Here is a 21,726-nt window from a genome sequence, read left to right as displayed (position 1 = left end):
GGCGGCGCCCCGCCGGGGCGGTGCCCTGTGCACAGCGGCGCCGGTGCGCCGGGGGCGATCAGGCCCCGCGGCGGCGTCGTCGTCCGGGAAGCGGTCCGGGGGTGTCCGGGAGGACCGAGCGGCTCGTCCGGTGCCGGGCGTACCAGGCCAGGCCCACGACCGCGGCGCCCACGCCCATCGCGGCCGCACCGGTGACGACCGGAGCGCCGGACGCCGAGAAGCGGGACCGCATGCTCACCGGCCGCTCGAAGCGCAGCACCGGCCAGCCGTGCTGCAGCGCAGCCTTGCGCAGGCCGCGGTCGGGGTTCACCGCCGTCGGGTGCCCGACGGCGGTCAGCATGGGCAGGTCGGTGACCGAGTCGCTGTAGGCGAAGCAGTCGGCCAGGTTGTAGCCGCCCTCGGCAGCCACCTCGCGCATCGCGGCGGCCTTGTTCTCCGCGTAGGCGTAGAAGTCGATCTCGCCGGTGTACCGGCCGTCCTCGACGACCATCCGGGTGGCGACGACGCGGTCGGCGCCCAGCATCTCGCCGATCGGCTCGACCATCTCCGCGCCGCTGCTCGAGACGATGACGATCTCCCGCCCGGCGGCCCGGTGCTCCTCGATCAGGTCCGCCGCCTCGGCGTAGACCAGTGGGTCGACGATCTCGTGCAGGGTCTCGCGGACGATCTCGCGGACGGCGGCGGCGTCCCAGCCGGTGACCATCGCGGTCATCTGGGCGCGCAGCCGCTCCATCTGCTGGGCATCCGCCCCGGCGAGGGAGAACACGAACTGGGCGTAGGCGGTCTTGAGGACCGTCCGCCGGTTGATCAGCCCGCCCTGGAAGAGCGGACGGCCGAAGGCCAGGGTGCTGGACTTGGCGATGATCGTCTTGTCCAGGTCGAAGAACGCCGCGGCGCGGGTCACGAGGCATGAGGCTAGTAGGGCCCGACGGGTGTGACGGATCCCGCGCGCCGTCCACACCCGAAGGAGTCATCCACAGTTCGCGGGCCGCTCTGGCACTGTTCGCCCACTGCCGGGTGGGCTGGCAGCCGTGCCCGCCGCCTCCGCACCCCCCGATCCCTCCCGCCGGCCGCTGGTCGTCAGCCGCGACGAGGACCTGCTCGACGACCTGCTGCGCGTGCTCGCCGCCGCCGGCACCGAGCCCGAGGTGGCGGTCGGCGGCCCACCGCTGCGCCGAGCGCACCGGACCGCGCCCCTGGTGCTGCTCGGCGCAGACGTCCTCGGCTCGCCGGCGGTCCGCGCCCTGGGCCGGCGGGCGGGGCTGGTGGTCGTCGCCCGCGCGGAGCTGCCCGCACCGGAGTGGGCGGCGGCGGTGGAGGTGGGCGCCGAGCGGGTGGCGCTGCTGCCCGCCGACGAGGGCTGGCTGCTGTCGCGGGCGGCCGAGGCCGTCCGTGCGCCGGTCGCGCGGGGGTGGCTGACCGCCGTCGGAGGTGGCTGCGGCGGTGCGGGCGCCAGCACCGTGGCCGCGGCGCTCGCGGTGGCCGCTGCGCCGGGGTCGGTCCTGGTGGACGCCGACGGGTGGGGCGCGGGCCTGGACCTGCTGCTGGGCGCCGAGCGCATCGACGGCCTGCGCTGGCCGGACCTCACCGGCCTCCGGGGCCGGGTCTCGGCCGAAGCGCTGCGCGCCTGCCTGCCCGAGGTCGCCGGGGTGCACGTCCTGGCCGCGGCGCGGTCGGGCGGGCTGGAGCTGCCCGAGGCAGCGGTCCGCGCGGTGGTCTCGGCCGCCCGGTCCGAGGGCTCGCCCGTGGTCGTCGACCTGCCGCGGCCGGGGCCCGGTGGCTGCTGCGCCACGACGCACGCCGTCCTCGCCGAGGCCGACCTGGCGCTGCTCGTGGTGCCCGCACGGCTGCGCGCGGCCACGGCCGCCCGGCTCCTGGTCTCCGCGCCGGGGTCGCCGTGGACGGCGGCGCACCTGGTGGTGCGTCCGGTGCCCGGTGGCCTGTCCACCGGCGAGGTGGCCGACGCCGTCGGCCGCCCCGTGCTCGCCGAGCTGCCGCACGACCGCAGCGCGGTACCCCGCGGGGAGCGCGGCGAGGTCCCGGCCGTGGCCGCGCGCACGCCGCTCGGCGGCGTCGTGCGCCGGGCCCTGGCCCGGGTGCGGGAGGCGGCGGCGTGAACGCCGGCCTGCTCGACCGGGTGCGGGCCCGGCTCGCGCTGGAGCCGGGCGTCCCCACGCAGGCCGAGGTCGCCGCGGTCGTCCGGCAGGAGAGCGGCGGGCTGCTGGGCGACGACGACGTGCTCCGGGCGGTGCGTGACGCGGTCGACGAGCTGGCCGGCGCGGGGCCGCTCGAGCCGCTGCTGCGCCGGCCGGACGTCACCGACGTCCTCGTGGCCGCACCCGACCGGGTCTGGGTCGACCGCGGCTGCGGCCTGGAGCTCAGCGGCGTGCGCTTCACCGACGACGACGCCGTGCGGCGGCTGGCCGTGCGGCTGGCGGCGTCGGCGGGGCGCCGGCTGGACGACGCGGCGCCCTGGGTGGACGTGGGTCTCCCCGACGGCACCCGCCTGCACGCGGTGCTCGCACCCGTCGCGGGCAGCACGTGCCTCTCGCTGCGGGTCCTGCGCCGGTGCTCCCGCAGCCTGGCCGACCTGCAGGCGCTCGGTGCCCTGCCCGGCGAGAGCGCGGACCTGCTGCGCGCCCTCGTGCGGCGGCGGCTGGCCTTCCTCGTCACCGGGGGCACCGGCTCGGGCAAGACGACGGTGCTCTCCGCCCTGCTCGGCGAGGTCGGCCCGTCCGAGCGGGTCCTGACCTGCGAGGACGCCGCCGAGCTGGCGCCCGCCCACCCGCACGTCGTCGCCCTGCTCACGCGCCCGCCGAACGTGGAGGGCGTGGGCGAGGTGACCCTGCGCGACCTCGTCCGGCAGGCGCTGCGGATGCGGCCGGACCGGCTGGTGGTGGGGGAGGTGCGCGGCGCCGAGGTGGCCGAGCTGCTGGCCGCGCTGAACACCGGTCACGACGGCGGGTGCGGCACCCTGCACGCCAATCGGCCGGCCGAGGTGCCCGCCCGGCTGGAGGCGCTGGGGGTCGCTGCGGGGCTGGACCGAGAGGCGGTGCACAGCCTGACGGCGGCGGCTCTGCACGTCGTCGTCCACCTGCGCCGCACCGCGTCGGGGCGCCGCGTCGACGAGCTGGGGGTGCTGCGGCGCGACGGGCAGCTGGTGGTGGTCGAGCCCGCGTGGCGGGCCGACGGAGGCCCGTGCCCCGGAGCGGCACGGCTGCGGGCGCTGCTGGCGGGGGAGGCCAACCCGTGACGGCCGTGCTCCTCGCCGGCGCCGCGGCACTGCTCCTCTGGCCCGCCCGGCGGGCGTCGGACCGGCTCGTCGCGGCCGACGACGTGCGGAGCGGGATCGGACGGGGAGTCGCCGGTCGGTCGGGGACGGCGCTGATCGCCCTGGGCGCCGCCGCGGCCGGTGCGGTGGTGAGCACGCCCCTGGTCGCCGCGCTGGCGGGAGCCACGGCGGTCGCCGTCGTGCGCGCCACCGCCACGCGACGGGCGGCCGCCGTGACCGACGCCGCGCTCCGCGGGCTCGCCGACGGCCTGGCCGCCCTCGCGGCCGACCTCCGCAGCGGCCGGTCGCTGGAGGACGCCGCCGCGGCGGCACGGTACGCCTGCGGGGACGCCGGCACGGGGCGGGAGCTGGCCGCGGCGGTGCGGTCGCCCGACCGGCCCGGGTCCCCGGCGGACGGTGAGCTCGGCGAGGCGCTCGCCCGGATCGCGGCAGCGACCCGGCTCAGCGCCCGGACCGGTTGCTCGCTCGCCGCGGTGGCCACGGCGGTCGAGGACGACCTGCGGGCCCGCGTCCGGCACCGCTCGGAGCTGCGGACGGCGACGGCCGGACCGCGGGCCAGCGCCGCGGTGCTCGCCGGGCTGCCCCTGCTCGGGCTGCTCATGGGCAGCGGGGTGGGCGCCGATCCGTGGCGAGTGCTCACCACCACCGCCGTCGGGCAGGTGCTGCTGGTGGCCGGCGTGGCGCTGGAGGCGGCCGGGCTGGCCTGGTCGCACCGGCTGCTCCAGCGGGCGCTGCGGTGACCGGGCCGGGCCGGCGCCCGTGAGCCCCCAGTCGACGGCAGCGCTGCTGCTCCTCGCAGGAGCGCTCGTACTGTGGCCGGCGCCCGGGGCAGGTGCCGCCCGTTGGGCGGCGATGCGGGCGGGCGGCGCGGGGACACCGGCTCCGGACCGGGGCGCCGGCGCGGGAGGGGCGCGCGTGCGGCGGTGGCTCCTCCCGGCCGCCGTCGGCGGGCTCGTCGCCGTGCTCCTCGGCGGGCCGGTGGGCCTCGGCGCGGGCGCTGCGGCAGCGGTCGTGGCCGAGCGCCTCCTGCGCGCCCGGGCACCCGACGGTGGGGCGCCCGATCGCGCGGCGGTGGCACGCGACCTGCCGGCGGCCTGCGACCTCCTCGGCGTGTGCCTCGCCGCCGGCCTGCCCGTCGAGGGCGCCCTCGAGGCGGTCGGGGGAGCGGTGGGCGGCCCGCTGGGCGGGCAGCTGCGCGCGGTGGCCGCGCTGTCCCGCCTGGGCGCCGGTCCGCACCGGGCCTGGGCCGAGGTCCCGCCCGAGCTCGCGCCGCTGGCCCGCGTGCTCGTGCGGGCGGGCGAGTCGGGGGCCGCGGTCGCCGGCGGCCTGCGCACCCTCGCCGCGGAGGGCCGGGCCGCCGCGAGGGCCGCCACCGCCGCAGCGGTGCAGCGCGCCGGGATCTGGGTGCTCGCACCCCTGGGCGCCTGCTTCCTCCCCGCGTTCCTGTGCCTCGGGGTGGTGCCGCTGGTGCTCGGGATCGCCGGGGACGTCTTCGGCTGATCCCGCTCGGTCCGGTCAGGACCGAGGCGCCAGCACGAAGACGTCGGCGAACTCGTCGACCACCGCCAGCACCGCGGCGATGTCCCCCGCCTGGCGCGCGGCGGCCATCTGCAGGTGGAACTCGGCCGTCCGCAGCGCCGGCCTGGTCTCCCAGGTGACGACGGCGCTCGCCGCGCCGGGGTTGCGCATCTGGTGCACGCTCCCGGCCGGGATGTCGATGCTCTCCCCGGCGCGGACGGTGGTCTCGACGCCGTCCACCAGGCACCACATCTTCCCCTGCAGCACGGTGAACCGCTCGTCCTGCTGCGGGTGCAGGTGCGCGGGCGGCAGAGCCGAGTCCGGCCGGTACTCGGCCCGCATCTGGTGCAGCGCTCCGTTGCTGTCCTCCCCGGTGGTCGTGAACTCCAGGCGGAGGTTGCCGTCGTCCAGCACGTCGGTGTCCATGGGCTCGTCCCTGTCGTCGTGGCGTCGTGGGGGTGCAGGTCGAAGGCTGCCGGGCACCCCTTGGGCCGCACTGGTGCCGCACTTGGGGCTCCCGCCGGGCCGCTGCATCCACAGCAGGGGCCGCTCTCCACAGATGCCGGCGCGCTCTGGGCGACCCGGTGCGGCGGCCGGAGGCTCGTTGCACGGCCCGACCCGCGGGCCCCGACGCCAGGAGGCGACCGTGCCCAGCAGCTCAGCGACCGTGCCCGACCACCCGGAGACGGCCGCGCCGGCCGCCCGTCCCCGCTCCCGGGTGCGCGCCGGGCTGCACCGGCGGCTGACCGTGCTGCAGGCGGCGCCGGAGGCCGGCATGAGCACCGCGGAGTACGCGGTCGGGACGGTGGCGGCGTGCGCGTTCGCCGCGGTCCTCTACCGGGTGGTCACCGGTGACTCGGTCGTCGACGGGTTGACCGACCTGGTGGACCGCGCCCTGGCGACGCTGGCCTGACGTGCGGGCTCCCCGTTCCGGTTCGAGACCGCGCCCGCGCCCGGCCCGCACGGAATCCGGCATGGTGACCGCGGAGACCGCCGTCGTCCTGCCGGTCCTCGTGCTCGTCCTGGTCTGCGCGGTCGCGGCGGTGACGGTGGTGGGCGCCCACCTGCGGTGCGTCGACGCGGCCCGGGAGGGCGCGCGGGCCGCCGCGCGCGGGGAGGCCGACGCCGTGGTCGCCGAGCTGGCCGGTCGGGTGGCGCCCGCCGGCGCGGTGACGACCGTGCGGCCCGCCGCGGAACGGGTGCGGGTCACCGTCAGCGCGGAGGTCTCGCCCCTGGGACCGGTCCCGCTGCGCACCCGGGTGCAGGCCTCGGCCGTGGCGCTGCGCGAACCCGGTACCGCGCCGTGAGGGCGTCGGACGAGCGAGGGTCGGCGACCGTCTGGGTGCTGGCGCTGAGCGGGGTGCTCGCGCTCGTCGGGCTCGCCGGCGTCCTCGTGGGTGCGGCCGCGGTCGCCCGGCACCGCGCCGGGAGCGCGGCCGACCTGACCGCGCTCGCCGCCGCGGGACGGGCGGTGCTCGCCGATCCCGCGCCGTGCGCCGTCGCCGCGGCGATCGCCGACGAGAACGGCGCGGAGCTGGACTCCTGCGCCGTGCGTCCCGGCGGGGTCGTGGAGGTCGAGGTCAGCGTCCGGGTGCACCTCGGGCCCGTCGGCGACCGGACGGTGAGCGCCCGGGCCCGTGCCGGCCCGGTGGTCCCGGGCGCGGAGCCCTCAGAAGACGAGATCGGGCTCGGAGGGACCGGCCGGCGGCCCGTCGTCGGAGGGCGGGGGGTCGTCGGCGAGGAGGTCGCCGGCGACGGCGAGCTCGTCCAGCACGACGTCGAGCACCCGCACGGCCCCGGCCTTGTCCAGCGGGTCGTTGCCGTTGCCGCACTTCGGCGACTGGACGCAGGAGGGGCAGCCGCTCTCGCACTCGCAGCTGGCCACGGTGGCGCGGGTGGCCTGCAGCCACTCGCGGAGCACCTCGAAGCCGCGCTCGGCGAAGCCCGCTCCGCCGGGGTGCCCGTCGTAGACGAAGATCGTCGCGGTTCCGGTGTCCGGGTGGAGGGCGGTCGACAGGCCGCCGAGGTCCCACCGGTCGCAGGTCGCCAGCAGCGGCAGGATCCCGATCGCGGCGTGCTCGGCAGCGTGCAGCGAGCCGGGGAGCTCCACCTCCTCGAGCTCGGCGCGCTCCACGGCCCGGTCGCCGAGGGTCAGCCACACCGCGCGGGTGCGCAGCTGGCGGGCCGGCAGGTCGAGCGGGAACTCGGCGAGCACCTCCCCGGTCCCGAGCCGCCGGCGCTGGTAGGCGACCACCTGGTTGGTCACGTCGACGACGCCGGTGTGCGCGGTGACCGTCCCGAGCCGGCGGCTGCGGTCGGGCGAGACGATCGAGAGGTCGGTGACGTCGCGCGCGACGGTGGTCCACTCCGGGCTCTCCGGGTGCACCGCGGCGCAGGCGTCCTCCACGTCGAACTCGTCGACGACGAAGGTCTCGCCCCGGTGCACGTAGAGGGCGCCCTCGTGCACGGTGGCGTGCGCGGCGCCGCCGTCGACGGTGCCCAGCAGCCGGCCGGTGGCGCCCTCGATGATCGACACCGGTTCGTCACCGCTGCCCCGGATGTCGACGTCCGGCCGTCCGCGGCCGGCCCAGTACCAGCCGGTCGGCCGGCGGCGCAGCTGCCCGTCGGCCACCAGCTGCTCGACCGCCACCTCGGCGGCGGGGCCGCCGAAGTCCGGGAGGTCGTCGGGGCGCAGCGGCAGCTCGGCGGCGGCGCAGCACAGCTGCGGGCCGAGCACGTAGGGGTTCGACGGGTCCGTGACGGTGGCCTCGATCGCCCGCCCGAACACCGCCTGCGGGTGGTGGGCGAGGTAGTGGTCCAGCGGGTCGTCCCGGGCCACGAAGACGACCAGCGACTCGCGCTGCGCCCGGCCGGCACGACCGGCCTGCTGCCACAGCGAGGCCAGCGTCCCCGGGTAGCCGGCCAGGACGACCGCGTCCAGCCCGGCGATGTCGATGCCGAGCTCCAGGGCGTTGGTCGTGGCCACGCCCAGGAGATCGCCGGACGAGAGCGCCCGTTCCAGCTCCCGCCGCTCCTCGGGCAGGTAGCCGCCGCGGTAGGAGTCGACCCGGCGCACGAGGTCGTCCCGGCCGCGGTCGTGCAGCAGGCGGCGGGCCTGCTCGGCGACGGACTCGGCGCTGCGCCGCGAGCGCACGAACGCCAGCGTGCGCGCCCCCCGCTCCACCAGGTCGGCGAGCAGCCCGGCGGCGTCCGCGGCGGCCGACCGGCGCAGCGGCGCACCGTGCTCGCCGGTGTGCTCGGTGAGCGGGGGCTCCCACAGGGCGAACGTCGCGCCCGGGCGGGGCGAGCCGTCCTCCGTCACCGCGGCCACCGGCTCGCCGACCAGCCGCGAGGCGGCGCCGGCGGGATCGGCGACGGTGGCCGAGGCGAGCACGAAGACCGGCTCGGCGCCGTACCGCCGGCAGATCCGGCGCAACCGGCGCAGCACGTGGCCGACGTGCGAGCCGAAGACCCCCCGGTAGGCGTGGCACTCGTCGATGACGACGTAGGCCACCCGGCGCAGGGTGGAGGACCACTTCTGGTGGGCCGGCAGGATCCCGCGGTGCAGCATGTCCGGGTTGGTCACGATCCACCGGGAGTGCCGCCGCACCCAGTCGCGCTCCTCGCCCGGGGTGTCCCCGTCGTAGGCCGCCGGGCGCACCGACGGGTCGGCCAGCGCCGCCACCGCGGCGAGCTGGTCCCGTGCCAGCGCCTTGGTCGGGGCGAGGTAGAGCACGCAGGCCCGCGGGTCCTCGGCGAGCCTGCTCAGCGCGGGCAGCTGGTAGGCCAGGGACTTGCCCGACGCCGTCCCCGTGGCGACGACGACGTGCCGCCCGTCGTGCGCGAGCTGCGCGGCCTCCACCTGGTGGGCGTAGGGAGCGGAGACCCCCCGCTCCTCCAGGCGGGTCCTCAGCGGCTCGCTGACCCACTCCGGCCAGGCCAGCGTGCGCCGCTCGCGGACGGGCACCGAGTGCACGTGCGTGACCGGCTGCTCGTCCTCGGCGGTGGTGGCCAGCAGCGAGGCCAGCAGCTCGGCCCCCGGAAGGGGGCCGTCCGGAGCGGCCCCCGGCGCACGGTCGGCCCGGGGGAGCGGTGCCGGACCGGCCGGGTGGAGCGTGGTCACCGGGCCTCCTCGCTGGTGCCCGCCGGGCGCTGCGCCCGGCGCCTGCTGCGCCTCCGCGGAGGGCGTGCGTCGCTCCCCGCACCTCCACTGTCACACCCCGCGGCAACCCGGTCGGGGGAACCGGCCGACCCCGGGCGGAGGACCGGCGAGAACGCAGTGTTCAGGGGGGATGCACATCGTGTGATCTCCCTTACACTTCCGCCCGTTGCAGGCGCCTCACCGGTGCCGCATCGGCACCTCCGCCGCACCGGCGAGCAACGGCGCTCGACGGCGGCGGTCGACGCTGGGAGGAACACGCATGCCCGACGATTCCCTGTCCGGTGGGGACACGGCGCTCGTCGCCGTCATCCTCGTCATCTCGCTGGCCGCTCTGGGCTTCGCCGCCTACCTGGTCAAGGCCGTCATGGCCGCCGACCAGGGCACCACGAAGATGCGCGAGATCGCGCAGGCGGTCCAGGAGGGTGCGGCGGCCTTCCTGCGCAGGCAGTTCCGGACGCTGGGCATCTTCGCCGTCATCGTCTTCCTGCTCCTGCTCGTCCTGCCCGTGGCGGACGGCGGCTGGGGCACCCGCGCCGGTCGCGCGGTCTTCTTCCTCGTCGGCGCGCTGTTCTCCGCGGCCGTCGGCTTCATCGGCATGACGCTGGCCACCCGCGGCAACGTCCGGGTGGCCGCGGCCGCCCGGACGGGTGGCTACCAGCCCTCCTTCCGCATCGCGTACCGCACCGGCGGCGTGGTCGGCATGATCACCATCGGGCTGGGACTGTTCGGTGCCGCCCTGGCCCTGCTGCTGTTCGACGAGACCGCACCGGTGGTGCTCGAGGGCTTCGGCTTCGGCGGCGCCCTGCTCGCCATGTTCATGCGCGTCGGCGGCGGCATCTTCACCAAGGCCGCCGACGTCGGCGCGGACCTGGTCGGCAAGGTCGAGGCGGGCATCCCCGAGGACGACCCCCGCAACGCGGCGACCATCGCCGACAACGTGGGCGACAACGTCGGGGACTGCGCCGGCATGGCCGCGGACCTCTTCGAGTCCTACGCGGTGACCCTCGTCGCCGCCCTCATCCTCGGGCAGGTCTTCTTCGGCAACGTGGGCATGGTCTTCCCGCTGATGATCGCGGCCATCGGCATCATCGCCTCGGTCGTCGGCGTCCTGGCGACGCGACCGGCGGCGGGCGACTCCAGCGGCATGGTGCCGATCAACCGGGGCTTCTTCGCCTCGGCGGCGGTCTCCCTCGTGCTCGTCGCGGCGGCGGCCTTCACCTACCTGCCCAGCATCTCCGACGGCGTGGACATGGAGGTCAGCCCGCAGGTCCTCGGCTTCGTGGCCGTCCTGATCGGCGTGGTGCTCGCCGCCACCATCCAGCAACTCACCGGCTACTTCACCGAGACCAGCCGCAAGCCGGTCAAGGACATCGGCCGCAGCTCGCTGACCGGCCCGGCAACCGTCATCCTCTCGGGCATCTCGCTCGGCCTGGAGTCGGCCGTCTACGCCGCGCTGCTGATCGGCGGCGCGGTCTACGGCGCGTTCCTCATCGGCGGCGGTGCCGCGCTCTATGCCGTCGCCCTCGCCGGCTGCGGCCTGCTCACCACCGCCGGCGTCATCGTCGCCATGGACACCTTCGGTCCGGTGAGCGACAACGCGCAGGGCATCGCGGAGATGTCCGGCGACATCGACGACGACGGCGCCCGCGTGCTCACCGACCTCGACGCCGTCGGCAACACCACGAAGGCGATCACCAAGGGCATCGCGATCGCGACCGCGGTCCTGGCCGCGACCGCGCTCTTCGGCTCCTACAACGCCCAGATCGACGTGGCGCTGGAGGACGCCGGCGACACCCTCGGCGACGCGTTCAGCCTGGTGAACCCGAACAACATCGTGGGCGCCGTCATCGGCGCGGCGGTGGTGTTCTTCTTCTCCGGCCTGGCGATCAGCGCGGTGTCGCGGGCCGCCGGGCGCGTGGTCTTCGAGGTCCGGGAGCAGTTCCGCACCCGGCCCGGGATCATGACCTACGAGGAGCGCCCGAACTACGCAGCCGTCGTCGACATCTGCACCAAGGACTCGCTGCGCGAGCTGGCCACCCCGGGTCTGCTCGCCGTCCTGGCGCCGGTGGCGGTCGGCTTCGGGCTGGGGTTCGGCCCGCTGGCGGCCTACCTGGTGGGGGCGATCGCGGCGGGCACGCTGATGGCGGTCTTCCTGTCCAACTCCGGCGGCGCCTGGGACAACGCGAAGAAGATGGTCGAGGACGGCGCCTACGGCGGCAAGGGCAGCGAGGCCCACGCCGCGACCGTCATCGGTGACACGGTCGGCGACCCGTTCAAGGACACCGCGGGCCCGGCGATCAACCCGCTGATCAAGGTCATGAACCTGGTGGCGCTGATCATCGCGCCGGCCGTCGTCAGCCTCTCGGTGGGCGAGGACGCCAACACCGCGGTGCGGGTGGTCATCGCGCTGGCCGCCACGCTGGTGATCGTCGGCGCCGTCGTCGTGTCCAAGCGGCGGTCGGTCGTCGTCGGCGACGTCCCGGTCGAGCCGGGCGCGGGATCGCTCACCACCACCGCTCCCTGATCCGCGCACGCCGCGACCCTCCCGCCGGGCACCACCCCGGCGGGAGGGTCGCGGCACGTCTGTGGACGCCTCCCGGCGCTGTGGACGACGGCCGGCGCGGCGTCGTCGCAGCTGCCTAGCGTCGCCGCCCTCGTGGTCCGCACCGGGCGGGCGACGACCGGCAGGGAGGCAGGCATGGCCCCGACGATCTCCGTGCGGCCGGAGGTGCTGGCCGCGCTCGCCGACCGGCTGACCGACCTCGCGGTCGAGCTGGCCGACGACGGCGAGCGCTGCCTGGCCGCGGCCGGCACCCTGCGGGCCGCCCTCCGCGGCACGACGGGCGAGACCGCGGGCGCGGTGGCGCTCGCCTGGGGTGCGCTGGCCGGCGGTCTGGCCGAGGGCACCGGGGCGGTCGCGGGCACGTTGCGCGCAGCGGGCGCCTCCTACCGCCGTGCGGACGCCGGGCTCGCCGGCTCGACGGCGGAGCCGTGACCGCGCCGGACGGGCAGGCGCGGCTGCACGCCGTCGCCGGCTGGGACGTGCCGGCCGTCCGCGCGGGGCTGCACGCCCTCGCCGACCTGGACGACGCCCTCCCGTCCTGGCGGTCCCGGCTGGACGCCGCCGCCCGCGCCCTGGCCGACGACGCGGCCTGGACCGGCCCGGCGGCGGCACCGGCGCAGGAGCTCCTGCTCCGCCTGTCCGGCGCCGCCGCGGCGCTGGATGCCGGGTTCGCCGACTCGCGCGCGGCCTGCGGTCGGCTCCTCCGCGCAACCATCACCGCCTCCGACCACGCGTCCACCGCGCTGGCACTGGCAGCGCAGCTCCCCGTGCCGCTGGACGACGCGCTCGCCGATGCGGCGACGCTCGCGGCCTCCGTCGACCGGCTCGTCCTCGGGCCGGAGGTGACCGCGCCCGCCGTGGCCGCGGCGCGCACGGCCCTGGCTGCGGCCGAGGCGGCGGAGGCGGCCGCCGCCCGGGCGCTGGACGCGCTCCCGTCCGCTGGTCCGCCGGGGCTCGCCGGCCTGCTCGACGCCGCGGCCGCCGCCGACCTGCCGCTCGAGGTCCCGCGTGACGGCCGGCCGAGGGGGATCGCGGGGTGGTGGGCGGCGCTGCCCGCGGGCGCGCAGCTGGCCGTGGTGGGGTCCGCGCCGGGGGCCGTCGGGTCCCTGGACGGCGTGCCCGCCTGGGCCCGCGACCGCGCCAACCGGGCGCTGCTGGCGCAGGCGATCGAGGACCCGCGCGGCGACGACGGGTTGCGCGAGACCGCCCGCGTCGTCGCCGCGCTGCTGGCCGCGGAGGAGGCCGCCGGCCGCCCCGCCCAGCTGCACCTGCTCGACCTCGCCGGCGACCGCGTCGCGGTGGCGTTCGGCGACCTCGACTCGGCCGCCGCCGTGGCCGTCGTGGTGCCGGGCATCCACACCTCGCCCCGCGACGACCTGGGTGCGGTGGCCGCCCGGGCGCGGGACCTCGCCGCCGCCGCCCGCGGGGCGGAGCCCGGCCTCGCCGTCGCGGCGGTGGCGTGGCTGGGGTACCGGACGCCGCACACGCCGCGATCGGTGCTCACCCGCTCGGCCGCTGCGCGCGGCGGCGCCGCGCTGGACGACGCCCTCGACGGGCTGGTCGCGGCCCGCGGGGAGGCGGGTGCGCCCCGGTCGCGGACCACGGTCGTGGGGCACAGCTACGGCACGGTGGTGATCGACGAGGCGGCCGACCGGCCGGGCCGGCTGGCCGCCGACGCGGTGGTCCTGCTGGGCAGCCCCGGCATGGAGGGGGACGCCGACGCCCTGGAGGCAGCCGAGGTCCACGACGCCGCCGCGCCGGCCGACCCGGTCTCCTGGGCCGGCTGGTTCGGCACCGAGACCTGGGCGGACCGCTTCGGGTCCGCCGGCCTGCCGGTCGACCCGGGGACCGGCCACTCCGGGTACTTCGACCCCCACCGGCCGACGCTGGGCGCGATGGGGGAGGTGGTGGCCGGCCGGCGGCCCGGCTGACCCCATCGCGGGAGGTCCCTTCCCGTCGCGGGAACAGCCGCGCAGCATGCACGTTCGGTAGGGGAGACGGCACGCCACGGGAGGTCGTCCCCCGCCCGACGGCGTCCGGGTGGCTTACCGTGGCCCGCCGAGAGGGTCGATCGCGGCAGCGCCGTCCGGCGCCGGCCCTCCGGCGCGGAGGCGTGCACCGGCCGCACCCAGCACCACGAGGCACCACCCAGGCACCACCGACAGGAGCACCGTGCCCACGAAGACCACGCAGACCGGGAGCGAGAGCACCGAGCCCACCGCCGGGGGGACGAAGGCCCCGCGGCGGAGCTCGGCCGCGGCCGGCGGCAAGCCGCTGGTCATCGTGGAGTCGCCCACCAAGGCGAACAAGATCGCCGGCTACCTGGGCAGCGGCTACGTCGTCGAGGCGAGCGTCGGGCACATCCGCGACCTGCCGCGCAACGCCGCCGACGTCCCGGCCGAGCACAAGGGTGCGGCCTGGGCGCGCCTCGGCGTCGACGTCGACAACTCCTTCGAGCCGCTCTACGTGGTCAGCCCGGACCGCAAGCAGCAGGTCAGCCGCCTCAAGCAGCTGGTCAAGAACGCCAGCGAGATCTACCTCGCGACGGACGAGGACCGCGAGGGCGAGGCCATCGCGTGGCACCTCATCGACACGCTCAAGCCGCGGGTGCCGGTCCGCCGGATGGTGTTCCACGAGATCACCCCCGAGGCGATCGCCCGCGCCGTGGCGAACCCGCGCGAGCTCGACACCGCGCTGGTCGACGCCCAGGAGACCCGTCGCATCCTCGACCGCCTGTACGGCTACGAGGTCAGCCCGGTCCTCTGGAAGAAGGTGCTGCCCAAGCTCTCGGCCGGCCGCGTGCAGTCGGTCGCCACCCGGATCGTCGTGGAGCGCGAGCGCGAGCGGATGAACTTCCACGCCGCCGACTACTGGTCGCTGGAGGGCACCTTCGCCGTCCCCGGCAAGGCCGCCGGTGCCGACGAGGGCGAGCCCACCACCGTGCGGGCCAAGCTGGTCAGCGTCGACGACAGCCGGGTCGCCACCGGCCGCGACTTCGACGCCGCCACCGGCCGCACCACCGGTGACGTCGTCCACCTGGACGAGGCCGGCGCCCGCGGGCTGGCCGCGCGCCTCGAGGGCCGGCAGGTCTCGGTCAGCCGGGTCGACGAGAAGCCCTACCGCCGCCGCCCGTACGCGCCCTTCACCACCTCCACCCTGCAGATGGAGGCCGGTCGCAAGCTCGGCTGGTCGTCGGCGCAGACCATGCGCGTGGCGCAGCGGCTGTACGAGAACGGCCACATCACCTACATGCGCACCGACTCGACGAACCTGTCGGAGGAGGCGATCAACGCCGCCCGCCAGCAGGCACGCGAGCTCTACGGCGACGCCTACGTCCCGGCCGAGGCGCGGCGGTACAGCAAGAAGTCCAAGGGCGCGCAGGAGGCGCACGAGGCGATCCGCCCCGCCGGGGACAGCTTCCGCACCCCGGGCCAGCTGGCCGCGGACCTGGCCCGGGACGAGTTCCGGCTCTACGAGCTGGTCTGGCAGCGCACCGTCGCCTCGCAGATGGCCGACGCCGTCGGTCAGACGGTGAGCATCCGGCTGGCCGGCCGCAGCGCCACCGACGAGGCGGTCGAGTTCACCGCCAGCGGCCGCACGATCACCTTCCCCGGGTTCCTGCGGGCCTACGTCGAGTCCCGCGACGAGGGCGCCCAGAGCACCGGCGACGACGACCACGGCAGCGACGACGCCGAGCGCCGGCTGCCCCGCCTCGAGCGCGGTCAGCAGCTCGACACCCGGGAGCTCGACGCCAAGGGCCACACCACCAGCCCGCCGTCGCGCTACACCGAGCCGAGCCTGGTGGCCCGGCTCGAGGAGCTCGGCATCGGCCGCCCGTCGACCTTCGCCTCGATCATGCAGACGATCCAGGACCGCGGGTACGTGTGGAAGAAGGGCAATGCGCTGGTGCCCTCCTTCATCGCGTTCGCCGTCGTCAACCTGCTCGAGCAGCACTTCGCGCAGCTCGTGGACTACGACTTCACGGCCTCCCTCGAGGAGGAGCTGGACGAGATCGCCGGCGGCAACCTGCAGCGGGTCGACTGGCTCACCGAGTTCTACTTCGGCGGCGAGGGCCGGCACGCCGGCGCCATCGCGCAGTCCGGGGGCCTCAAGCACGTCATCGGCCAGCGGCTGGAGGAGATCGACGCCCGCGGCGTGAACTCCATCCCGCTGCGCGCCACCAGCCCCGACGGCCAGCCGGTCGTCGCGCGGGTCGGCCGGTACGGGCCCTACCTGCAGGCCGGCGAGGACGGCGGCCGGGTCAGCATCCCCGAGGACCTCGCACCCGACGAGCTCACCGAGGAGAAGGTGCGCGAGCTGCTCGAGGCGCCGTCGGGCGACCGCGAGCTGGGCACCGACCCGGAGTCGGGACTGCCGGTGGTCGTCAAGGCCGGCCGGTACGGCCCCTACGTCACCACCGTGGTCCCCGAGGGCAGCAAGGAGGCCCCGCGGACGGCGAGCCTGTTCGCGTCGATGTCGCCGGAGACGGTGACCATCGAGGACGCGCTCAGGCTGCTCACCCTGCCGCGCACCGTCGGTACGGCGCCGGACGGCGAGGAGATCCAGGCGCTCAACGGCCGGTACGGGCCCTACATCAAGAAGGGCACCGACTCCCGCTCCCTGGACGCCGAGGAGAAGCTCTTCAGCGTCACCCTCGACGAGGCGCTGGCGATCTTCGCCCAGCCCAAGCAGCGGGGGCGCGCGGCGGCCAAGGCGCCGCTCAAGGAGCTCGGCCCCGACCCGGTCACCGAGGGCGTGGTCACCGTGCGCGAGGGCCGCTTCGGGCCCTACGTGACCGACGGCGAGACCAACGCCAGCCTGCGCAAGGGCGACGACGTCGAGACGATCACCATCGAGCGCGCCGCCGAGCTGCTCGCCGACCGGCGCGCCGCCGGTCCGGCCAAGAAGAAGAAGGCCGCGAAGAAGACGACGGCCAAGAAGGCCCCCGCCAAGAAGGCCGCGGCGAAGAAGGCGCCGGCGAAGAAGGCGGCCGACCCGGTCACGGCCGGCTGATCCCCGTGCCCGGCCCCGACGACGACGCCGCGCGCTCGCGCGGGCGCTCGTTCTGGGCGGTCGCGGCCGGCTACGCCGCCCTGCGCCCCGGCTACCCGGCCGATGCGGTCACGCACCTCGTGGGCCGGGGCGGCCGGTCGCGGCGGGTGCTCGACGTGGGGGCCGGCACCGGCCTGCTGACCCGGGCCGTGCGGGACGCCGGCCACGACGTCCTCGCGGTGGACCCCGCGCCGGAGATGCTGGCGCAGCTGACCTCGGGTCTGCCCGGGGTGCCCGTCGCCGCGGGGACCGCGGAGGCGCTGCCCGTGGGCGACGCCACCGTCGACGCGGTGGTCGCCGGGCAGGCCGCCCACTGGTTCGACGTCGCACCGGCGGCCGCCGAGATCCGGCGGGTGCTGCGCCCCGGCGGGGTGCTCGGCCTGGTCTGGAACACCCGGGACGAGGACGTCCCGTGGGTCGCCGCGCTCGGGGCGGCCCTCGCCGGCGAGGCGCGCGGGCACGAGGCCGACCAGGCGGTCGTCGACGGGTTCGCCGCGGCCCTCGGGGCCGACGTGGAGGTGGCCGCGTCCGGCATCGTGCAGCGGCTGACCCCCGAGGAGGTCGTGGGCGGCATCGCCACCCGCAGCTACGTGGCCGTCATGGGCGGCAGCGAGCGCGCCGCCTTCCTCGCCCGCGTCCGGGACGTCCTCGCCACCCACCCCGGCACACGGGGACGGGCGGTCCTCGACCTGCCCTACCGGACGGCGGCCTACCGCCTCACGCCCCGCTGAGAGCCGGTCGGGTGCCGACGGCGAACACCCGCCGGAAGGGCAGCACGGTGCGGCCGTCGGCCCGCCGCGGGTAGGCCGCGCGCAGGGCGGCGACGTACTCCGCGGTGAACGCGGCCGCGTCGTCCTCGTCGAGCCGGGCGAGCACGGGGCGCAGCACGGTGCTGCGCACCCAGCCCAGCACCGGGTCAGCGCCCTCCAGCACGTGCAGGTAGGTGGTCTCCCAGACGTCGGCGACCAGGCCGGCCCCGGTCAGGACGTCGAGGTAGCCCGCCGGTTCCAGCACGGCGTCCGGGGACGGCGCCGCGTCGGCGAGCCGGCCGGCCCAGCGCGGCGACCGGCAGAGCTCGGCCAGCCGCGCGTGCGTCGGCGCCCGCCAGTTGCCGGGCACCTGGACCGCCAGTGCACCGCCGGGGGACAGGTCGCCGGCCCACCGGGCGAGCAGCCGGTCGTGCTCGGGCACCCAGTGCAGCGCGGCGTTGCTGACCAGCACGTCCACCGGGCCGTCGGGCCGCCAATCGCGCAGGTCGCCGAGCCGGAAGTCCAGCCCGGGGCGGGCCGGCGCCGCGGCGAGCATCGAGGCCGAGGAGTCGACGCCGACGACGTGCGCGCTCGGCCAGCGGTCGGCGAGCATCGCGGTGGTCGAGCCCTCGCCGCAGCCGAGGTCGACGACCGCGGCCGGGGCCGGCACGTCCAGCCGGGCCACCAGGTCCACGAAGGGGCGGGCCCGCTCGCCGGCGAACCGCAGGTAGCCCGCGGGGTCCCAGGCGCCCGGGAGGTCGGCTCCGGTCACGCCCGGCAAGCTAGCCCGGACCGCCCGCTGCCGCGACGCCCGGGCGGGGCGGAACGTGTCGGGATCGTCGGAACCGGCCGGTAGCGTGAGGCCGCTGGACCGTGCGACGTCCCGCCACTTCGATCCGGGGAGCCGTGATTCCGTCCGACCCGACGCCTCCGGTGTCGCCGCGCGAGGAGCCGGCGGGGCCGGACCAGCGGACCGCACCGCCGGCCGACGGGCTGCCGCCGGCGGGCACGCCCGCGCCCGCGGGCGGGCGGCCGGAGGGCGCGACGGCCTCCGTCGGGCTCGCCGCGAAGATCCGCGCGGTGCTGCGGGTCCGGGACTTCCGGAAGCTGTGGCTGTCGATGTCGCTGTCCAGCTTCGGCGACTGGCTCGGGCTGCTCGCCATCACCGCCACGGCGACGTCCCTGGTCGACGGGTTCGCCGCGGCCAACTTCGCCCTCGGCGGCGTGCTGCTGTTCCGCCTGCTCCCGGCGATCGTGCTGGGCCCGGTGGCCGGCGCCTTCGCCGACCGCTTCGACCGCCGCAAGACGATGGTCGTCACCGACCTCATGCGGTTCGGGCTGTTCGCCTCCATCCCGCTGGTCGGCAACCTCGTCTGGCTGTTCGTCGCCCAGTTCCTCATCGAGGCGATCAGCCTGTTCTGGATCCCGGCGAAGGACGCCGCCGTCCCGAACATGCTGCGCAAGGACCAGCTGGAGCCGGCCAACCAGCTCTCCCTCGTCACCACCTACGGGCTCACCCCGGTGCTCGCGGCCATCGTGTTCGCGGTGCTCAACTCCACCGACGGGTGGCTGGAGCGATCGCTGCCCGCGGTCGACCAGGTCGACCTCGCGCTCTACCTGAACGCGCTCACGTTCCTCGTCGCCGCGGTCGTCATCTGGAACCTGCCCTCCATCAGCGGGCGGCGGGCGGCGGGTGCGACGGCCCAGCAGGAGAGCTTCCTCGGCTCGCTGCGCCGGGGCTTCTCCTTCGCCGGGCACACCCCGCTGGTCCGTGGCCTGGTCATCGGCATCACCGGGGCCTTCATGGCCGCCGGCGTGATCATCGCGACCGGGCAGGCGTTCGCGAACGCGCTCGGCGGCGGGCAGTCGGCCTACGGCCTGCTCTTCGGCGCGGTCTTCATCGGCCTGGGCCTCGGCATCGCGCTGGGGCCGAGCGTCGCGCACGACCTCGCCCGCGAGCGCATCTTCGGCGTGGCCATCGTCGGGGCGGGCATCACGGTCGTGCTCATGGCCTGGACCTTCACGCTGTGGCTGGCCCTGCTGCTCGTGGTCCTCATGGGCTTCTTCGCCGGCATCGCGTACCTGGCCGGCTTCACCCTCCTGGGCACCGAGGTGCAGGACGAGGTGCGCGGCCGCACCTTCGCGATCGTGCAGTCGCTCGTGCGCGCGGCGCTGATCCTGTCGCTGGCCGTCGTGCCGTTCGGGGTGGGGCTGATCGGCCGGCACCAGGTCGACCTCGGCGTCGTCACCGTGCCCGTCACCGGTGAACGGATCATGCTGCTGGTCGCCGGGCTGCTCGCCGTCGGCGTCGGGGTGCTTGCCTACCGCCAGATGGACGACGGCCGGCCCGTGCCGCTGCTGGCGGACGTCGTCACGGCCCTGCGCCGGGACACCACCGCCCGGCGCCGGCTGGCCGGGGGAGGGGTCCTCATCGCCTTCGAGGGCGGAGAGGGGGCCGGCAAGTCCACCCAGGTCAAGCGGCTGCAGGAGTGGCTCACCAGCGAGGGGCTGGTCGCCCGCGCGACCTTCGAGCCGGGCGCGACGCCGTCGGGTGCGGGCATCCGGTCGATCCTGCTGGACCGCTCGCAGGCCGCCGTCTCCCCGCGGGCGGAGGCGCTGCTGTACGCCGCCGACCGCGCGCAGCACGTGCACGACGTGCTCCGGCCGGCGCTGGACGCGGGCGAGGTCGTGCTCACCGACCGGTTCGTCGACAGCTCGCTGGCCTACCAGGGCGCCGGGCGGACGATCCCGCTGGACGACGTCCGGATGCTGTCCCGGTGGGCGACCGGCGGCCTCCGGCCGGACCTCACCGTGCTGCTGGACCTGCCGCCGGAGACCGGCCTGGCCCGGGCGCGAGGGAGGTCGGTGGCCGACCGGATGGAGTCGGAGTCGCTGGAGTTCCACCAGCGGGTGCGGCAGACCTTCCGGGCGCTCGCGGAGAGCGACCCCGACCGCTACCTCGTGCTCGACGCGAGTCAGGGCCCCGACCACCTGGCCGCCGCCATCCGGGTGCGCGTCGCCGACCTGCTCTCGGGGCTGCCGTTGCAGACGCTGCCGCAGCAGGAGGCTCCGGGGAGCGCCCCGCACGACCCCGGGAGGACTCCGGTGCAGCGCCATCCGCACGCCCAGACGGGCTCGACCCCCCAGTTGCACCCGTGAGCGCCGTGGTCGCCGCGGGCGAGGGCGTGTGGACCCGCGTCATCGGCCAGCCGGCGGTGGTCCAGGAGCTCCGGGCGGCCATCGCCGACCCGGCCGCGATGACCCACGCGTGGCTGTTCACCGGGCCACCCGGCTCGGGCAGGTCGGTGGCCGCGCGGGCCTTCGCGGCCGCCCTGCAGTGCCCCGACGGCGGCGACGGGACCTGCCACGCCTGCCGGACCGTGCTCGCCGGCACCCACGCGGACGTGAACGTGATCGTCCCCGACGGGCTCTCGATCGGCGTCACCGAGGCGCGCGAGCTGGTCCGGGTGGCCGGGCGCTCGCCGTCCCAGGGGCGCTGGCAGATGATCATCGTCGAGGACGCCGACCGGATGAGCGAGTCCGCCGCGAACGCGGTGCTCAAGATGATCGAGGAGCCGCCGCCGCGCACGGTGGTCATGCTCTGCGCGCCGAGCCTGCACCCCGACGACGTCCCGGTGACCATCCGGTCGCGCTGCCGCGTGGTCGCGCTGCGCACCCCGACGGTCGCCGCGATCGCCGACGTGCTCCAGCGCGACGGCGTGGACCCCGCGCTGGCGTCCTGGTCGGCAGCTGCTTCGGGGGGGCACGTGGGCCGGGCCCGCCGGCTGGCGCGGGACGAGGACGCGCGGCTGGCCCGCAAGGCGGTGCTCGACGTCCCGCTGCGGCTGGTGTCCCTCGCGGCCTGCATGGACGCCGCGGACGACCTGGTCGGAGCGGCGAAGGAGGAGACCGAGGCCGCGACCGAGGTGCTCGACGGCGCCGAGACCGACGCGCTGAAGAACAGCCTGGGCGTGGGTGCCCGCGGGCCGGGCGTGGTCGCGGCGAGCCGGGGGAGCGCCGGTCAGCTCAAGGAGCTGGAGCGCCGGCAGAAGTCGCGGGCCACCCGCATCGGCCGCGACTCCCTCGACCGCGCGCTGGTCGACCTCGCGGGCCTGTACCGCGACGCGATGGTGCTGGCGTCGGCGCCCTCGGCGGAGCTGCCGCTGAACCACCCCGACCGCCGCGCGGACGCCGCGGAGCTGGCCCGTCTGCTGGGCCCGGAGGGCGCGCTGCGCCGCATCGACGCGATCCTGGACTGCCGGACGGCCCTGGAGCAGAACGTGAAGCCGCAGATCGCGCTGGAGGCGCTCACCGTGGCGCTCCGGCTGCCCTCCTGAGGGCCCGCCCCTGCGCGGACCGCCGACGCCGGTGCCGTAGTCTGTGCGGGCAC

At 76.7% G+C, this 21,726-nt stretch carries 17 protein-coding genes and 1 pseudogene; 14 read left to right on the top strand and 4 right to left on the bottom strand.

The window, feature by feature from the left end; all coding sequences use genetic code 11:
• Positions 1-58 precede the first annotated feature (58 nt).
• The gene (locus ACI79H_RS02540; protein ID WP_456552796.1) at positions 59-904 is read right to left on the bottom strand and encodes an HAD family hydrolase; all 846 of its coding nucleotides are present in this window, start codon (positions 902-904) and stop codon (positions 59-61) included.
• A 127-nt stretch (positions 905-1,031) separates the two neighbouring features.
• Here ACI79H_RS02540 and ssd point away from each other — a divergent pair, with 127 nt between their 5' ends.
• From ssd to ACI79H_RS02520, 4 genes are all read left to right on the top strand, one after another.
• A complete protein-coding gene (gene ssd / locus ACI79H_RS02535) occupies positions 1,032-2,117 on the top strand; it encodes a septum site-determining protein Ssd (RefSeq protein WP_456552795.1) in 1,086 nt (361 codons plus the stop codon).
• Positions 2,114-3,253: a TadA family conjugal transfer-associated ATPase gene (locus ACI79H_RS02530; protein WP_456552794.1), complete on the top strand. Its 1,140-nt coding sequence runs from the start codon at positions 2,114-2,116 to the stop codon at positions 3,251-3,253. Before ssd ends, ACI79H_RS02530 begins: the two co-directional genes overlap by 4 nt.
• On the top strand, positions 3,250-4,032 hold the full coding sequence (locus ACI79H_RS02525) for a type II secretion system F family protein (protein ID WP_456552793.1): 783 nt from the start codon (positions 3,250-3,252) through the stop codon (positions 4,030-4,032). The genes ACI79H_RS02530 and ACI79H_RS02525 overlap by 4 nt, the downstream gene beginning before the upstream one ends.
• 175 nt (positions 4,033-4,207) lie before the next feature.
• A complete protein-coding gene (locus ACI79H_RS02520; RefSeq protein WP_456552792.1) occupies positions 4,208-4,792 on the top strand; it encodes a type II secretion system F family protein in 585 nt (194 codons plus the stop codon).
• A gap of 15 nt (positions 4,793-4,807) precedes the next feature.
• Here ACI79H_RS02520 and ACI79H_RS02515 read toward each other — a convergent pair whose 3' ends face one another.
• Complete coding sequence (locus ACI79H_RS02515; protein ID WP_456552791.1) at positions 4,808-5,236, bottom strand: cupin domain-containing protein; 429 nt, start codon at positions 5,234-5,236, stop codon at positions 4,808-4,810.
• 220 nt (positions 5,237-5,456) lie between these two features.
• On the opposite strand from ACI79H_RS02515, the gene ACI79H_RS02510 reads away from it, so the two are divergent.
• The 3 genes and pseudogenes from ACI79H_RS02510 to ACI79H_RS02500 form a co-directional block, all read left to right on the top strand.
• Positions 5,457-5,723 (top strand): DUF4244 domain-containing protein, encoded by a 267-nt coding sequence (locus ACI79H_RS02510; protein WP_456552790.1) that lies wholly within the window; start codon positions 5,457-5,459, stop codon positions 5,721-5,723.
• A gap of 61 nt (positions 5,724-5,784) precedes the next feature.
• Entirely contained in the window at positions 5,785-6,117 is a 333-nt protein-coding gene (locus tag ACI79H_RS02505; RefSeq protein WP_456552789.1) for a TadE family type IV pilus minor pilin, read from the top strand.
• Positions 6,114-6,446: pseudogene (locus ACI79H_RS02500) on the top strand (Rv3654c family TadE-like protein); the annotation flags it as partial. The gene ACI79H_RS02505 and the pseudogene ACI79H_RS02500, both read left to right, overlap by 4 nt.
• A gap of 33 nt (positions 6,447-6,479) precedes the next feature.
• Here ACI79H_RS02500 and ACI79H_RS02495 read toward each other — a convergent pair.
• A complete protein-coding gene (locus tag ACI79H_RS02495; RefSeq protein WP_456552788.1) occupies positions 6,480-8,933 on the bottom strand; it encodes a DEAD/DEAH box helicase in 2,454 nt (817 codons plus the stop codon).
• 298 nt (positions 8,934-9,231) lie between these two features.
• Here ACI79H_RS02495 and ACI79H_RS02490 point away from each other — a divergent pair, with 298 nt between their 5' ends.
• The 5 genes from ACI79H_RS02490 to ACI79H_RS02470 all read left to right on the top strand — a co-directional run bounded on the left by ACI79H_RS02490 (position 9,232) and on the right by ACI79H_RS02470 (position 17,318).
• Positions 9,232-11,496 carry a sodium-translocating pyrophosphatase gene (locus tag ACI79H_RS02490; protein WP_456552787.1) on the top strand — a complete coding sequence of 755 codons (2,265 nt, stop codon included), beginning with the start codon at positions 9,232-9,234 and terminating at the stop codon, positions 11,494-11,496.
• 174 nt (positions 11,497-11,670) lie between these two features.
• Entirely contained in the window at positions 11,671-11,967 is a 297-nt protein-coding gene (locus ACI79H_RS02485) for a hypothetical protein (protein WP_456552786.1), read from the top strand.
• Positions 11,964-13,466 (top strand): alpha/beta hydrolase, encoded by a 1,503-nt coding sequence (locus ACI79H_RS02480; protein ID WP_456552785.1) that lies wholly within the window; start codon positions 11,964-11,966, stop codon positions 13,464-13,466. Before ACI79H_RS02485 ends, ACI79H_RS02480 begins: the two co-directional genes overlap by 4 nt.
• A gap of 241 nt (positions 13,467-13,707) precedes the next feature.
• Positions 13,708-16,548: a type I DNA topoisomerase gene (gene topA, locus ACI79H_RS02475; protein WP_456552784.1), complete on the top strand. Its 2,841-nt coding sequence runs from the start codon at positions 13,708-13,710 to the stop codon at positions 16,546-16,548.
• Positions 16,549-16,553: 5 nt separating this feature from the next.
• Positions 16,554-17,318, top strand: coding sequence for a class I SAM-dependent methyltransferase (locus ACI79H_RS02470; RefSeq protein ID WP_456552783.1), 765 nt, complete (start codon positions 16,554-16,556; stop codon positions 17,316-17,318).
• Here the strand turns inward: ACI79H_RS02470 and ACI79H_RS02465 are convergent.
• Complete coding sequence (locus tag ACI79H_RS02465) at positions 17,305-18,108, bottom strand: trans-aconitate 2-methyltransferase (protein ID WP_456552782.1); 804 nt, start codon at positions 18,106-18,108, stop codon at positions 17,305-17,307. The genes ACI79H_RS02470 and ACI79H_RS02465 overlap by 14 nt on opposite strands.
• Positions 18,109-18,242: 134 nt before the next feature.
• Between ACI79H_RS02465 and tmk the strand changes: the two genes are divergently transcribed.
• On the top strand, positions 18,243-20,495 hold the full coding sequence (gene tmk / locus ACI79H_RS02460; RefSeq protein WP_456552781.1) for a dTMP kinase: 2,253 nt from the start codon (positions 18,243-18,245) through the stop codon (positions 20,493-20,495).
• Positions 20,492-21,673: a DNA polymerase III subunit delta' gene (locus ACI79H_RS02455; RefSeq protein WP_456552780.1), complete on the top strand. Its 1,182-nt coding sequence runs from the start codon at positions 20,492-20,494 to the stop codon at positions 21,671-21,673. Before tmk ends, ACI79H_RS02455 begins: the two co-directional genes overlap by 4 nt.
• The last annotated feature ends 53 nt before the right edge of the window (positions 21,674-21,726 follow it).

It is taken from the genome of Blastococcus sp. SYSU D01042 (assembly GCF_054050515.1).
The sequence above is the reverse complement of the archived record's forward strand: the minus strand, read 5'-3'. Positions and strand labels throughout refer to the sequence as shown.